Raw genomic sequence first — 15,197 nt, forward strand, 5'->3', positions numbered from 1 at the left:
AAGGGAAGAGTCCCGGAACGACGACGCTTCGTTTACGGCTTCGGCGGGTGAATGAAAGCCCACGGGCTGACTTCGGAATCCCTGGGCACCTCGACGGAAATCAGCACCGGCCCGCCGTGGCCGAGCGCCTTCTCCATTGCCGCCCTGAACTGCTCCGGCGCCGTCACGCGCGCAGCAGTCACGCCAAAGGACTCCGCGAGCTTGACGAAATCCGGATTGACGAGATCGGAGGCCACGACGCGGCCGTCGAACCGTTCGCGCTGGTCGCGCCGGACATTGCCGTAGGCGTTGTTGTTGAACACCAGCGTCACCACGCCGATGTTGAACTGCACGGCGGTGGCAAGCTCCTGCACGCCGAACATGAAACCGCCGTCGCCGGTGATGGCGACGACCGGCTTGTCGGGATTGGCGACCTTGGCGCCGAGCGCAGTCGGAAAGCCCGAGCCGAGCGTGCCCTGGTAGCCCGAGGTGATGAAGGTGCGCGGCTGGTAGATCGGAAAGCCGTACCAGGAGGCGAAGCCGACCTGCGACAGTTCGTCGGTGACGATCGCGTCCGCCGGCAGCACCTCGCGCAGGATGTTGAGATAGGCCATCTGCGGCTGGACGCGCTGGATCTCGGCTTGCGCTGCTGCGGTGGCCTCGCGAATGTCTTCGCGTCGGCTGCGGCTCTTGGCGTAGCCGGCCTTCTTCACGGCCGCGACGAGATCGGCCGTACCGGCCTTGGCATCGGCGACAATTGCAACATCGGCGGCGAGTCGGCGCATCTCGGCCGGATCGATGTCGATGCGAATGGATTTCAGGCCGCTCGGTTGATAGGGCCAGCGGAAGCCGGAGGCCGGCAGCTCAGCGCGCGTGCCGATCGCGATCATCAGATCGGTGTTCGGCCACAGCCTGTACGCCGCGGCCATGGTGAGCCCGAGCTCATGCGCATTGGAGACGATGCCGCGGCCACTGCGGAAGGCGACCACCGGCGCATCGATCATCTCGGCGAGCTCGAGGATCTCCTCACCCGCTTCGATCGCGCCGCTGCCGACGAAGATCATCGGCGCCTTGCTCGCCTTGATCAGCGCTGCCGCCTGCTTAATCATATCGGGATCGGGCTGCGGCGCCGACAGCGGCTCCAGCACCTGCGCAGGCACTGTTGCCGCGCGCTGCGTGAAGACGTCCCAGGGCATCTCGACCGAGGCGGGACCGCGCCGCCCAGACATCATCTCCTGGAACGCGCGCGACACGATTGTCGGCGCGTTGCCGGGATGTTCGATCCGCTCGGCCCATTTCACATAGGTGCGCAAGGTCGCGAGCTGGTCCGGCATCTCGTGCAGATGGCCGCGGCCCTTGCCGAGAAACTGCGTCGGCACCTGGCCAGTCACGCAGAGCACCGGCTCGTTGCAGCCGAAGGCGGTGAGCAGCGCCGCGCTGGCGTTGAGCACGCCCGGGCCGGGCACCACGCTGAACACGCCGGGCCTGCCGCTGGCGCGCGCGTAGCCGAATGCCATGTAGCCGCAGGCCTGCTCGTGTCGTGCGCCGATCACCTTGAGCTGCGCCTGGTGGAAGGCGTCGAACAGGCCGTAGACCTGCGCGCCGGGCAGGCCGAACACGGTGTCGACGCCGTGGGCGACAAGCCCGCTTACGATCGCTTCGCCGCCGGTGAGGGTGGTCATTTTGGCACTTCCATTTCGGTTGTTGGTCAGGCTTCGTCGACCACGCCGTTGCGCAAAGAGCCGATGCCCTCGGCCGCAACTTCGATCACGTCGCCCGGCTTCAGATAGCGCGGCGGATCGAACCGCGCGCCGGCGCCGGTCGGCGTCCCCGTGACGATCACGTCGCCGGGAACGAGCGTTGCGAAGGTCGAGATATAGCTGATGAGGTAGCGGAACGAAAACATCAGCCGGCTGGTGCGATCGTCCTGCCTGAGTTCACCGTTGACATGCGTGGTGAGGCGGATGTCGGCGATCTCCGATTCCTTCGTGTAGGGCACCAGCCACGGCCCGAGGCTGCCGCTGGAATCGAAATTCTTGCCCTGCGTGACGTTGAACTTGGCGTGGCGCAGCCAGTCGCGCACCGAGCCCTCGTTGCAGAGCGTGAGCGCCGCGATGTGGTCGAGCGCGGCGCTTTCCGGAATGTGCCGGCCCTGCTTGCCGATCACCAGCACGATCTCGCCTTCATAGTCGAGCTGCGCGGAGGCACGCGGGCGCACCAGCGGCGTGTCGTGGCCGACGAAGGAGCGGGGCGAGCGCATGAACATGCTCGGATATTTCGGCGCCTCTTGACCGTCCTTGTACTCGGCATTGCGGTCGGGATAGTTGACGCCGATGCAGATGATCTTCTCCGGCGCCGGTACCGGCGGCAGCCAGGTGATCTCAGTGAGCGCGTGATCCGGCGTGCGGCTGGCGGCCTCTTCGGCAAAGCTGATGAGCTTGCCCGCAGCGATCACCTCGCGCAGCGTCGGATAGGTCTTGGCATAGCGGGCGGAGAGATCGACGATGCCGCCCTCCAGGACGGCGCCATAGCCGACATCACCCTTGACGGAATAGGTGGCGAGACGAGGCAGCTTCATCAGTCCGCCACCAGCACATCGGCCACGAATTTCGGCTCGCGCACAGCCTGGCCCGTGAAGGGCGAGCCCTGCTCGAACCAGGAGCGCGGGGCAGGGGCGCCCCACAGCGTCTGGCGGCGCGGATCGCGCAGCGACCAGCGCAGCGGCTCGTGGTCGTGATCCCCAGTGAAATAATCGCTGGTGTAGAGCTCGAGGCGGTGCCCGTCGGGATCGCGCACATAGAGGAAGAACGCGTTCGAGATGCCGTGGCGCCCCGGGCCGCGCTCGATGTTCTTCACAAAGCCTTGCGAGGCCATGACGTCGCAGAGATGGATGATGTTCATCGCCGTCGGCGTCCAATAGGCGAAATGGTGCAGCCGCGGACCCTTGCCGTTGGTGATCGCAAAATCGTGGACGTTGCCCTTGCGATGCATCCAGGCCGCGGCGATGCGCCCGTTCGGTCCGTCCTCCTCGGCATATTCGGTGAGGCGAAAGCCGAGCCGGGCGTAGAATTCCATGGTGTCCTGCACTTCGGCGGCGAAGACGTTGAAATGGTCGAGCCGCTGCGGGTGGCAGCCCCGATAGAGGTCGTAGCGGCGCAAGAGATGCGGCCGCCGCTCCATCGCCGCGTAGAGCTCAATTCTAAAGCCGAAGGGATCGGTGAATTGCAGCGTGCGGCCCTGGAACGCCTGATCGACGAAGGCGTAGGCGAGGCCGTTCTCGGAGAGGAACGCGGCAGCCTTGTCGAGATCCCCGTCGTTGCCGACCTTGAAGCCGAGCCGGGCGCAAGCCGGCACGGCTGCCTTGCGCAGCACCAGCGAGTGATGCTGGTGCTCCTCGGCGGCGCGCAGGTACACGGCGTTATCGTCGGCGTCCTCGACATGGAGGCCGACAATGGTCTCGTAGAACTCGCGGCTCAGCTTCAAATCGGTCACGTCGAGCACGACGTGGCTGGAGCGGATGATGTTGAACGGCGGCTCGAAGACGTGTTGCGGTACGGGCATGTGCGTTTCCCCTCGGTCCTGTCATTCCGGGGCGGCTCGCAGAGCCGAGCCCGGAATCCATCGCGCAGCAGAGTTGGTGGATGAATGGATTCCGGGCTCGCGACTTCGTCGCGCCCCGGAATGACAATCAAATCCCCAGCTTCTGAATCTTGTGCGTGCCCCGCGCCAGCGAGACGTGCTTGGTTTCCATGTAGAAGTCGAACGAGTAATCGCCGCCGTCGCGGCCGATGCCTGAAGCCTTCATGCCGCCGAACGGCGTCGGCAGATGGCGGACATTCTCCGAGTTCAGCCAGATCATGCCGGCCTCCAGCGCATCGGCAACGCGCAGCGCGCGTCCGACGTCGTTGGTCCAGACATAGCCGGTGAGGCCGTAGCGGATGTCGTTGGCGATCTCGACCGCGTCCTTTTCGTCCTTGAAGGGCAGCACGGTGAGGAAGGGACCGAACACCTCCTCCTGCGCCACCCGCATCTTGCCATGCGCGCCTGTTACCAGCGTCGGCTCGACATAGTGACCGCCGCCCGGCCCGTCATAAGCTTTGCCGCCGACGGCAATCGTCGCGCCGTCCTGGCGCGCGACGTCGAAATAGGAGCAGACTTTTGCCAGGTGCCGCTCGTGGATCAGCGGCCCGATCTCGGTGGCGGGATCGAGGGGATGGCCGACCTTCAGCGCCTTCACGCGCGCGGTCAGCTTCTCCACGAATCTCTCCGCGATGCCCTGCTGGATCAGCAGGCGGCTCGAGGAGGTGCAGCGCTCGCCGTTGAGCGAGTAGATCATGAACACGACGGCATCGAGCGCGCGGTCGAGATCGGCGTCGTCGAACACGATCACCGGGTTCTTGCCGCCGAGCTCGAAATGCACGCGCTTCAGCGTGGGCGCGCCCTGCATCATGATGGCCGAGCCCGTCGCGCTCTCGCCGACGAAGCCGATCGCCTTGATGGCGGGATGCTCAGTCAGCGCCTTGCCCGCTTCCTCGCCAAAGCCGTGCACGGTGTTGAGCACGCCGTCGGGAACGCCGGCCTCCTTGACGAGCTTCGCCAGGATAGAGGCCGTCACCGGCGACCATTCGGCCGGCTTGTGCACGACGGTGCAGCCGGCGGCCAGCGCCGGGGCGATCTTCCAGGTCGAGAGCATGAACGGCGTGTTCCACGGCGTGATCACGCCGACGGGACCGATCGGCACGCGCGTTGAGACGTTCCAGTGCTCGTCGCTCGGCGTGTTGAGGCCGTCGCGTGCCTCCGCGCATTTGTCGGCGAAGAAGCGGAAATTCTCCGCGGCGCGGATCGCGGCCTTGGCCATGAAGCGATAGGCCTGGCCGGTGTCGATGCATTCGAGCACGGCGATGTCGTCGGCATTGTCCTCGATCGCGTCGGCCACCCGATGCAGCAGTTTCTTCCGCATCGCCGGCCCCATGTCGCGCCAGGACTTGAACGCGAGCGCCGCCGCGGTCGCCGCCGCGTCGATATCCTCCGCATTGCCCCGCGCCACGCTGGCGAGCACGGTGCCGTCGACCGGCGATTTGGTCTCGAACGTCTCGCCGGAGATCGAGGCGACCGTCTTGCCGTCGATCATGTGGCCGATGCCGTCGGCGCGCAGTTGCTTCAGCAGCGGCGCGAGGCGGTCGCGGTTGGCCTGGAACAGATCGGCTTTCGGCGTTGGCTTATCCATGAGCGGCCTCCGCTTTCAGGGCGTCGTGAATGTTGTTGCGCTTCCAGCTGGTGTCCTTGTCGTTGATCTGCATGTCGAACGACAGGGCGAACTTGCTGGCGGCGAAGACGGGATCGAGATGTCTTGAGAGCGCCTGGAAGACGTGCTCGCCGGCCTTCTGGCGGGTGGGCAGGTCGCGGCCCTCGCCGATGCGCAGCACCATGTCCAGGAATCCGTAATCCTGCCGCGCGTCCGCGATCGCATAGTGCTCGCACCTGACAGCACGAACGCGGATGCCGCCGAGCGGGAAGATGCCGGTCTCGACGGCTGCCTTGCGCACGACCTCGCACACCCCAGCGATGTCGAGGCGGCCGTCGAGATTGGCCGAATATTCGATGGTGAAATGCGGCATCGCGGTCACTCCCTGTCGTCTTTCGTTTACGCGAAGTAGCAGCTCACCGAGCCGTAGGCGCCATAATCCGCCTGGATTGTGTCGCCCTTGCGGGTCTCGATCGGACGGATGAACGAGCCGGCGAGCACGATCTGGCCCGGTTCGAGCGCCAGCCCAAGCGGCGCGATCTTGTTGGCAAGCCACGCCACGGCGGTCGCAGGATGATTGAGCACGCCGGCGGCAAGGCCCGTCTCTTCCAGCTGGCCGTTCCTAAAGCACAGCGCGCCGATCCAGCGCAGGTCAGCATCCAGCGGGCGGATCGGCCGCCCGCCGAGCACGATGCCGGCATTCGCCGCATTGTCGGCGATGGTGTCGAAGATCTTGCGCGTCGCCTTGGTCTTGGGATCGACGCGCTCGATGCGCGTATCCAGGATCTCCAGCGCCGGCACCACGAAGTCGGTGGCGTTGAGCACGTCGAATAGCGTGCATTCGGGCCCCGAAAGGCGCTTGCTCATGACGAAGGCGAGCTCGGCTTCGACGCGCGTCGCGATGAAGCGCTCGGTCGGCACCAGTCCGCCATCGGCGAAGAACATGTCGTCGAGCAATACGCCGGAATCCGGCTCGTCGATGTTGAGCGCGCTCTGCATCGCCTTCGAGGTCAGGCCGATCTTGTGGCCTTTGACCACCCGCCCCTCGGCGATCTTGACGTCGACCCAGGCCTTCTGAATCGCGTAGGCGTCCGCGATGGTGATGTCGGGGAAGTCTTGCGAGAGCTGCCGGATCTGCGTGCGGGTTTTCTCCGCCTGGTGCAGACGCCTCGCGCAAGCCTGGATATCGTCGTTGGAAAGCGCCATCCGTGATCATACAAATCGTGGTGCCGCGAGATACTTAACATGTTAAGTGAATGCGTCAACCACAAATTCGACTTGCTGCACTGCAAACGTTTTGCAGCTTGAAAGGGCGTCATGACCAAGAAATCCGCCGATCCCGCCAACGGTCACCCGCCGGCCGCGCGCCAGGTGCCGATGCGCGATTTCTCGCGCTCGCTGCCGATGTCGTTGCTGCGGGCCCGGGAAGCGGTGATGCGGCAGTTTCGTCCCTCGCTACGCGAGCACGGCCTGACCGAGCAGCAATGGCGCATCCTGCGGGCGCTGGCTGCGATCGAGGCGGTCGAGGTCACGGAACTCGCGCGCACCGCGTTCCTGCTCGGGCCGAGCCTGTCGCGCATCCTGCGCGATCTCGAGGCCCGCAACCTGATCGAGCGCAAGACCGCGAAAGCCGATCAGCGCCGCAGCATGGTCTCGATCTCGAAGGAAGGGCTGAAGCTGATGGCCTCGGTCGCGCCGACGTCGGAGGCGATCTATGCCGAGATCACGCGGCGCTTTGGCGCCCGCAAGCTCGCCGAATTGCAGGAGATGCTCGGCGAGCTCGAACGGAGCCTTGCGGGGCTCGGAGGCGCGGACGAGACAATAGCCGAGGAGTGAAACCAGATATGCGTGCGTGCGCGGCGAGAGCCATGGACATTCACGCTTTTTTTCGCTCAAAGTGCGGCCCAACCCGATCCGCGGCGAGTGAGAGCAACAGGGAAGGAAAGGCAACGTGGCGAATAAAGTCAAAGAGATCTGGAAGTCGGGCAAGGCGGTCGTCAACGCGTGGCTTGCCATCCCCTCCGGCTTCTCGGCCGAGATGATCGCGCAATGCGGCTTCGACAGCGTCACGGTCGACATGCAGCACGGCGTGCAGGACTATCTCTCGATGGTGCAGTGCTTCCAGGCCATGGACAAGCATCCGATCACCCCGATGGTCCGCGTGCCCTGGAACGAGCCCGGCATCATCGGCAAGGTGCTCGACGGCGGCGCCTATGGCGTGATCTGCCCGATGGTCAACACGCCGCAGGAAGCCCGGAACCTGGTCTCCTATTCGAAATATCCGCCCAAGGGCGTGCGCTCCAACGGCCCGATCCGCGCCGGCATGTACGGCACCGCGGGTTCGTACCAGAAGACGGCCAACGACGAGATCGTGCTGCTGCCGATGATGGAGACGCGGACTGCCGTCGAGAACATGGAAGCGATCCTCGATGTCGAAGGCATCGACGGCGTCTATATCGGCCCGTCCGATCTCGGCTTCTCCTACGGCCTCGAGCCCAAGCTCGACCGCAGCGAGCCCGAGATCCTCGCGATCTACGAGAAGATTATCAAGGAATGCAGCAAGCGCGGCCTCAACCCGGGCATTCATTGCAGCGGCGCCGAAGGCGCGGCGCGCGCCATCAACATGGGCTTCAAGCTGGTGACGCTGTCCAACGAAGTCGGCCTGATGACGACCTACGCCAAGATGCAGGTGAACGCGACCCGCAAGGATTCGGCCGGCAAGGCTTGAACTCTTTCCCTCTCCCCGTTCTTACGGGGAGAGGGTCAGGGTGAGGGGCCTCTCTCAACACGACTAATCTAACGATCGAACGCGCGGCTTGCCCCTCACCCGGATCGCTGCGCGATCCGACCTCTCCCCGTAAGAACGGGGAGAGGTGAAGTAAGAGACCCAAGGAGACTTCCCATGACCATCAGCCCCGTCATCCGCCTGCATCCCGATGATGGCGTGGTGATCGCGCGTGCGAGCCTGCCGCCGGGAACATTGGTCGCCGACGGCGTGAGCACGGTCGATCGCATCCCCTCCGGCCACAAGGTCGCGATCAAGCCGATCGCGGTAGGAGAGCCGATCAGGCGCTACGGTCAGATCATCGGCTTTGCCACGCAAGCGATCGCGCCGGGCCAGCACGTGCACGTGCAGAACTGCGGCATGGGTGATTTCTCAAAGGACTATGCCTATTGCGTCGACGTCAAGCCGACGCCGAACTTCGACCTGCCGGCGACCTTCGAAGGCATCCGCCGTCCGGACGGCCGCGTCGCCACGCGCAACTATATCGGCATCCTCACCTCGGTGAATTGCAGCGCGCATGTGGCAAGCCTCGTTGCCGACGTCTTCAAGAAGAATCCGTTCACCGGCGACAATCCGCTGGCCGATTTCCCCAACGTCGACGGCGTGGTCGCGCTGACCCACAAAACCGGCTGCGGCATGACGCAGAACGAGCCGCTGGCATTGCTCCGCCGCACGCTCGGCGGCTATGCGCGGCACGTCAATTTCTCCCACGTCATCGTGCTCGGCCTCGGCTGCGAGGTGAACCAGATCGGCGGCCTGATGGAAGAGCAGAAGCTCGCCGGACGCCTGCGCGCGATGGACATCCAGGAGGTCGGCGGCACCCGCAAGACGGTCGAAGCCGGCATCGCCTTCGTGCGCGAGGCGCTGACTGACGCCAACAAGGTCAAGCGCGAGACGGTGCCGGCGAGCGAGCTCACCGTGGCGCTGCAATGCGGCGGCTCGGACGGCTATTCCGGCGTGTCGGCCAATCCCGCGCTCGGCGCGGCCAGCGACCTCATCGTGCGCCACGGCGGCACCGTGATCCTGTCGGAGACGCCGGAGACCTACGGCGCCGAGCATCTCTTGACGCGCCGCGCCGTCAGCCGCGAGGTCGGCGAGAAGCTGGTCGACCTCATGCGCTGGTGGGACGAATATACGACGCGCGAAGGCGCCGAGATGAACGCCAATCCCAGCCCCGGCAACAAGGCCGGCGGCCTCACCACCATCCTGGAGAAGTCGCTCGGCGCGATGGCCAAGGCCGGCACCACCAACCTCGTCGAGGTGCTGCGCTACGCCGAGCCCGTCACCAAGAAGGGCTTCGTGTTCATGGACACGCCCGGCTACGATCCGGTCGCCGCGACCGGACAGGTCGCCGGCGGCGCCAACCTCGTCTGCTTCACCACCGGCCGCGGCAGCGTGTTCGGCTGCAAGCCGGCGCCGTCGATCAAGCTCGCCACCAACACGCCCATGTACAAGCGCATGGAAGAGGACATGGACGTCAATTGCGGCACCATCCTCGAAGGCGAGGAGAGCGTCGAGCAATGCGGCCAGCGCATCTTCGAGCTCATCCTCAAGACCGCCTCGGGCCAGCCGACCAAGAGCGAGAGCTTTGATTTCGGCGGCGCCGAGTTCGCGCCCTGGGTGTTGGGCGCGACGATGTGATGGTGCTGATGCACCCCGCTGCAGGATGCCGACACCTACGTACTCATACGTAGGTGTCATATGACCGCAGGAGTTTCCGCGGTCACTCGGGATTAACATTTCGCACCGTATTCGTGAGGTGATGCGGGCTACCCTTCGAGGGCGCTGCCCTCGACAGGATTCGTCAACGATGACGCATGCGATACGGCCGACTGGCGTGGAAAATCTCCTCGGCGAGGAGGAGCTGATCGTGTCCAAGACCGATCTCAAGGGCCGCATCACCTACGCCAACGACGTCTTCATCCGGATGGCGAAATATTCTTACGCCGAGCTGATGGGCGCGCCCCACAGCCTGATCCGCCATCCCGACATGCCGCGCGCCGTCTTCAAGCTGCTCTGGGATACGCTGCAGTCCAGGCAGGAGATCTTCGCCTACGTCGTCAATCTGGCGAAGGACGGCAGTCATTACTGGGTGTTCGCCCACGTCACGCCGACGTTCGACGAGCGCGGCAACATCGTCGGCTATCACTCCAACCGTCGCAAGCCGGATCCCGCGCAGATCGAGCGCATCAAGCCGATCTACAAGACGCTGTGCGCCGAAGAGGCGCGGCATGCCAATGCCAAGGAGGGTATGCAGGCAAGCTTCGAGGCGATGATCGGGCTGCTCAAGCAACAGGGTGTCGGTTACGATGAATTTGTGCTCTCTCTCTAAGGCGCAGGGAGCGACCGCGCTCGCGTGTGGTCTTGCCGTCGTCGCGTTCGTTCTCTCTCTTCTCGGCATGACCGGGATCACGAGTGCCGCTCTGCTTGGCGCGACGATCGCGCTCTCCGGCTATGCCGTCTGGTGTCAGCACCGCACCGCGGTTGCCGTCGACGAGGTCGCTGATGTGTGCCGCAAGGCGGCGGGCGGCGATCTCGAGGCGCGCATCCTCAGCGAGCGGCAGGCCGGGCGGATCGGGGCGATCCAGAAATCCGTCAACGACATGCTCGACATCACCGATGCGTTCCAGCGCGAAGCCTCGGCCTCGATGGAGTATGCCAGCCACGGCAAGCATTTCCGCAAGATCCTGGCGCGCGGATTGCCTGGCTCGTTCCGCCGCTCGGCCACCGTCATCAATGCCGGCACCGACAGCCTCGGCCGCAGGGTCGTCGAGATCGCGGACCTCGCCAGGCAGTTCGGCACGCATCTCGACCAGGTTGCGGGCACGCTGATGGGCGCCGCGACCGATCTCGAATCCGACGCTGGCCAGATGGCGGCGGCGGCGGAGAAGACCAGCCTGCAGACCTCCGGCGTGCTCTCTGCCTCCGACCAGGCCTCGCGCAACGTCGCCACCGTCGCCAGCGCCGCCGAGCAGCTCGCATCGTCGATCGCCGAGATCAACCGCCAGGTGGCCGGCTCGACCGCGAGCACGGGGCGGGCGGTGAACGAAGCCAATCGCGCCGGCAGCGAGATCCGCAGCCTTGCGGACGCCGCGATGCAGATCGGCGACGTCGTCAAGCTGATCAGCGAGATCGCCTCGCAGACCAACCTGCTCGCGCTCAACGCCACCATCGAGGCGGCCCGCGCAGGGGAGGCCGGCCGCGGCTTCGCGGTGGTGGCCTCCGAGGTCAAGAGCCTCGCCAACCAGACGGCCAAGGCGACCGAGGAGATCAGCGCCAAGGTCGGCGAGATGCAGCAATCGACCAGCAATTCGGTCGCGGCCGTCGAGGCGATCGCGCAGACCATCGCCGAAATCAACGGCATCACCGCCTCGATTGCGGCCTCGATCGAGCAGCAGGGGGCGGCGACGCGCGAGATCGCCCGCAACGTTCACGAAGCCTCCGCCGGCACCTCGCAGGTGTCCTCCAACGTCACAGGCATCAGCGAAGCCGCTGCCGACACCGGCCGCGTCGCTGTTCGCGTCAACCACGCCTCCGAGCGCGTCCACGGCGAAGTCGAGATACTCCGCCGCGAGGTGACCCAGTTTTTGCAAAGGCTGACGTCTGCGGCGTAACGCGCTCTCTCTTTCCCTCTCCCCTTGCGGGAGAGGGTGGCTCGCCGCGAAGCGGCGAGACGGGTGAGGGGTCTCTTTCCTCACGATCGATCTTGCGACTGGAGAGATACCCCTCATCCGGCGCTTCGCGCCACCTTCTCCCGCAAGGGGAGAAGGAAGAAAGGCGCCCACAATCACCCGCCCCGCATCTTACCTAGGCACACTCTGCCCGTTGTTAGTGCTTGATCGCGTTGACCTCAGGTGTTCTGCTCAAAAAAGCTGCTGGAGCACCGCACCCCGTGTCGATCTACGTCGCGCTACACCACGTCACGCACTACAAATATGACCGCCCGATCGACCTTGGACCGCAGACTATCCGGCTGCGGCCGGCGCCGCATACCCGCACGCCGATCCTGAGCTATTCGCTCAAGGTCACGCCTTCAAATCATTTCGTGAACTGGCAGCAGGACCCGCAGGGCAACTGGCTGGCGCGCTACGTCTTTCCGGAGAAGACCACCGAGCTGAAATTCGAGGTCGACTTCACGGCGCAGATGACCGTGGTCAACCCGTTCGACTTCTTCGTCGAGCCCTATGCCGACAGCTTTCCGTTCGACTATCCCAAGGATTTGAAGACGGAGCTCGCGCCGTACCTCGAGACCATCAAGCCCGATCGCCTGTTCGCCAAGTTCCTCGATACGATCCCGCACGAGGCCCCGAACACCGTCAATTTCCTGGTCGACCTCAACCGCGAAATCCAGAAGAAAGTCCGCTACATCATCCGCATGGAGCCGGGCGTGCAGACGCCCGAGGAGACGCTTGTCTCCGGCGCAGGCTCATGCCGCGATTCCGCCTGGCTGCTGATCCAGACCGTGCGCCATCTCGGGCTCGCCGCCCGCTTCGTCTCGGGCTATCTGGTCCAGATCCGTCCCGACATCGATCCGATCGAGGGGCCGCCGGAAGTCGAGAACGATTTTACCGATCTGCACGCCTGGGCCGAGGTCTATCTGCCGGGTGCCGGCTGGATCGGATTCGACGCGACCTCGGGCATGCTCGCGGGCGAAGGGCACATCCCGGTCGCGGCCACGCCGCATTATCGTTCGGCGGCGCCGATCTCTGGCGGGGCCGGCTTTGCCGAGGTCGAGTTCGCCTTCGACATGAGCGTGAAGCGCATCCGCGAGGCGCCGCGCATCACAAAGCCGTTCTCCGACGAATCCTGGGCGCGGCTCAACGATCTTGGCGAGCAGGTCGACGGCGATCTCGCTGCCCATGATGTGCGGCTCACCATGGGCGGCGAGCCGACCTTCGTCTCGGTCGACGATCTCGAGGCGGGCGAGTGGAATACGGAGGCCGTCGGCCCGACCAAGCGCGCGCTCGGCGACGATCTGATCCGCCGCCTGCGCACGCGCTTCGCGCCGGGCGGGCTGCTGCATTACGGCCAGGGCAAATGGTATCCCGGCGAGAGCCTGCCGCGCTGGGCCTTTGGCCTGTATTGGCGCAAGGACGGCGTGCCGATCTGGAAGAACGCCGACCTCATCGCCAAGATCGAGAATCGGCGCCGTGCCGAGGTGAAGGACGCCGAGGCCTTCATGGAAGGCACGGCGGCCCGGCTCGGCCTCGATGCCGGCTACATCATGCCGGCTTATGAGGACACCGCGTACTGGCTCCAGAAGGAGGCCGAGCTTCCCGTCAACGTCGATCCCTCCGATTCCAAATTATCCGATCCGGAAGCTCGCGCGCGGATGGCACGCGTGTTCAACGAGGGTCTCAACGCACCGCGTGGCTTCGTGCTGCCGGTGCAGCGCTGGAACGCGCCGCCGCGCTGGCGCAGCGAGCGGTGGCAACTCCGGCGCAACCATCTGTTCCTGATGCCCGGCGATTCGCCTCTCGGTTTGCGCCTGCCGATTGGGTCGCTCGGTTACGTCCCGCCCAACCAATATCCCTACATCGTCGAGCAGGACCCGATGGAGGCGCGGGACAAGCTGCCGGTATTCACGCTCGCCGCGCGTCCGGAATCCCCGCCGCGGGCCGCGCCTGAGCATCTCAACACCTCCGTCCCGGTGCGCACCGCGATGTCGGTCGAAGTCCGCGACGGCGTGCTCTGCGCCTTCATGCCGCCGGTCGAGCGCATCGAGGACTATCTCGAACTCGTTGCCGCGCTCGAAGCCACCGCCGAGGAGATGCAGCTACAGGTCCATGTCGAGGGCTACCCGCCGCCGTTCGATCCGCGCATCGAGGTGATCAAGGTGACGCCCGATCCTGGTGTCATCGAGATCAACATCCAGCCGGCGAAGAGCTGGCGCGATGCGGTCGAGATCACCACCGGCCTCTACGAGGATGCGGCAAAGGTCCGGCTCGGCGCCAACCGCTTCCTGGTCGACGGCCGCCACACCGGCACCGGTGGCGGCAATCACGTCGTGGTCGGCGGCTCCTCTCCGCAGGACTCGCCGTTCCTGCGCCGGCCCGACCTCCTGAAGAGCCTGGTGCTGTATTGGCAGCGCCATCCCGCGCTGTCCTACTTCTTCTCCGGCCTGTTCATCGGGCCGACCAGCCAGGCGCCGCGCATCGACGAGGCCCGCCACGACAGCATCTACGAGCTCGAGATCGCGCTCTCGCACGTGCCGCCGCCGGGCTACCAGACGCCGCTGTGGCTGGTGGACCGGCTGTTCCGGCATCTGCTCGTCGACATCACCGGCAACACCCACCGCGCCGAGATCTGCATCGACAAGCTCTATTCGCCGGAGGGGCCCACGGGGCGACTCGGCCTCGTCGAATTCCGCGCGCTCGAAATGCCGCCGGATCCGCGCATGTCGCTGGCGCAGCAGCTCCTGATCCGCGCGCTGATCGCAAAGTTCTGGCGCGAGCCGCTGAGCGGCAAGTTCGTGCGCTGGGGCACTGCGCTGCACGACCGCTTCATGTTGCCGCATTTCATCTGGGAAGATTTTCTCGACGTGCTCGGCGAGCTCAAGCAATCGGGCTATCCGTTCGAGCCGGAATGGTATCTGGCCCAGCTCGAATTCCGCTTCCCCGCTTTCGGCCGCGTCCATCATGGCGGCGTGACGCTGGAATTGCGCCAGGCGCTGGAGCCTTGGCACGTGCTCGGCGAGGAGGGCTCGGCCGGCGGCACCGTGCGCTATGTGGACAGCTCGGTCGAGCGGCTCCAGGTCAAGGCCGAAGGCTTCGTCGAGGGCCGCCACGTCGTCACCTGCAACGGGCGCCGCCTGCCGATGACCCCGACCGGCCGCTCCGGCGAGGCCGTGGCCGCCGTCCGCTTCAAGGCCTGGCAGCCGGCCTCCGGCCTGCACCCGACCATCCCCGTCCACGCGCCGCTGACCTTCGACCTGATCGATACCTGGAACGGCCGCTCGCTCGGCGGCTGCGTCTACCACGTCGCCCATCCCGGTGGGCGCAATTACGATACCAAGCCGGTCAACACCTACGAGGCCGAGGCCCGGCGGCTGGCGCGCTTCCAGGACCACGGCCACACCCCGGGGCCGATGCAGCCGCCGCCCGAGGAACGCACAAATGAGTTTCCGCTGACCCTCGACTTGCGGACCCCGCTCCTGCAATGAGTATGATGGTGGGGCAGGGAGAGGCG

12 protein-coding genes are annotated in these 15,197 nt (G+C 65.6%); 6 read left to right on the plus strand and 6 right to left on the minus strand.

The genetic code is table 11. The features are described from left to right. Positions 1 to 32: 32 nt before the first annotated feature. From AB7M16_RS31750 to hpaH, 6 genes are all read right to left on the minus strand, one after another. A complete protein-coding gene (locus AB7M16_RS31750; protein ID WP_453946361.1) occupies positions 33 to 1,661 on the minus strand; it encodes a thiamine pyrophosphate-dependent enzyme in 1,629 nt (542 codons plus the stop codon). 26 nt (positions 1,662 to 1,687) lie between these two features. After that, positions 1,688 to 2,557, minus strand: coding sequence for a fumarylacetoacetate hydrolase family protein (locus tag AB7M16_RS31755; protein WP_453946363.1), 870 nt, complete (start codon positions 2,555 to 2,557; stop codon positions 1,688 to 1,690). Next, complete coding sequence (hpaD, locus tag AB7M16_RS31760) at positions 2,557 to 3,540, minus strand: 3,4-dihydroxyphenylacetate 2,3-dioxygenase (RefSeq protein ID WP_453946364.1); 984 nt, start codon at positions 3,538 to 3,540, stop codon at positions 2,557 to 2,559. Before hpaD ends, AB7M16_RS31755 begins: the two co-directional genes overlap by 1 nt. A 127-nt stretch (positions 3,541 to 3,667) precedes the next feature. Next, positions 3,668 to 5,206, minus strand: coding sequence for a 5-carboxymethyl-2-hydroxymuconate semialdehyde dehydrogenase (gene hpaE, locus AB7M16_RS31765; RefSeq protein ID WP_453946365.1), 1,539 nt, complete (start codon positions 5,204 to 5,206; stop codon positions 3,668 to 3,670). Next, complete coding sequence (locus AB7M16_RS31770) at positions 5,199 to 5,597, minus strand: 5-carboxymethyl-2-hydroxymuconate isomerase (protein WP_453946366.1); 399 nt, start codon at positions 5,595 to 5,597, stop codon at positions 5,199 to 5,201. The genes hpaE and AB7M16_RS31770 overlap by 8 nt, the downstream gene beginning before the upstream one ends. A 26-nt stretch (positions 5,598 to 5,623) precedes the next feature. Beyond that, a complete protein-coding gene (gene hpaH / locus AB7M16_RS31775; RefSeq protein WP_453946367.1) occupies positions 5,624 to 6,430 on the minus strand; it encodes a 2-oxo-hept-4-ene-1,7-dioate hydratase in 807 nt (268 codons plus the stop codon). Positions 6,431 to 6,541: 111 nt separating this feature from the next. On the opposite strand from hpaH, the gene hpaR reads away from it, so the two are divergent. The 6 genes from hpaR (at position 6,542) to AB7M16_RS31805 (ending at position 15,171) form a co-directional block, all read left to right on the plus strand. Beyond that, positions 6,542 to 7,060, plus strand: a complete 519-nt coding sequence (gene hpaR, locus AB7M16_RS31780) for a homoprotocatechuate degradation operon regulator HpaR (RefSeq protein ID WP_172784100.1) — start codon at positions 6,542 to 6,544, stop codon at positions 7,058 to 7,060. A gap of 115 nt (positions 7,061 to 7,175) precedes the next feature. Then, positions 7,176 to 7,952, plus strand: a complete 777-nt coding sequence (locus AB7M16_RS31785) for an HpcH/HpaI aldolase family protein (RefSeq protein WP_453946368.1) — start codon at positions 7,176 to 7,178, stop codon at positions 7,950 to 7,952. A 174-nt stretch (positions 7,953 to 8,126) separates the two neighbouring features. Next, on the plus strand, positions 8,127 to 9,650 hold the full coding sequence (locus tag AB7M16_RS31790) for a UxaA family hydrolase (protein ID WP_439363787.1): 1,524 nt from the start codon (positions 8,127 to 8,129) through the stop codon (positions 9,648 to 9,650). Between the two features lie 169 nt (positions 9,651 to 9,819). Further along, on the plus strand, positions 9,820 to 10,341 hold the full coding sequence (locus tag AB7M16_RS31795) for a PAS domain-containing protein (RefSeq protein WP_212259738.1): 522 nt from the start codon (positions 9,820 to 9,822) through the stop codon (positions 10,339 to 10,341). After that, on the plus strand, positions 10,319 to 11,623 hold the full coding sequence (locus tag AB7M16_RS31800) for a methyl-accepting chemotaxis protein (protein WP_453946370.1): 1,305 nt from the start codon (positions 10,319 to 10,321) through the stop codon (positions 11,621 to 11,623). The genes AB7M16_RS31795 and AB7M16_RS31800 overlap by 23 nt, the downstream gene beginning before the upstream one ends. Positions 11,624 to 11,901: 278 nt before the next feature. Next, positions 11,902 to 15,171, plus strand: coding sequence for a transglutaminase family protein (locus AB7M16_RS31805; RefSeq protein ID WP_453946372.1), 3,270 nt, complete (start codon positions 11,902 to 11,904; stop codon positions 15,169 to 15,171). Positions 15,172 to 15,197 lie beyond the last annotated feature (26 nt).

The organism is Bradyrhizobium sp. USDA 372 (genome assembly GCF_053629095.1).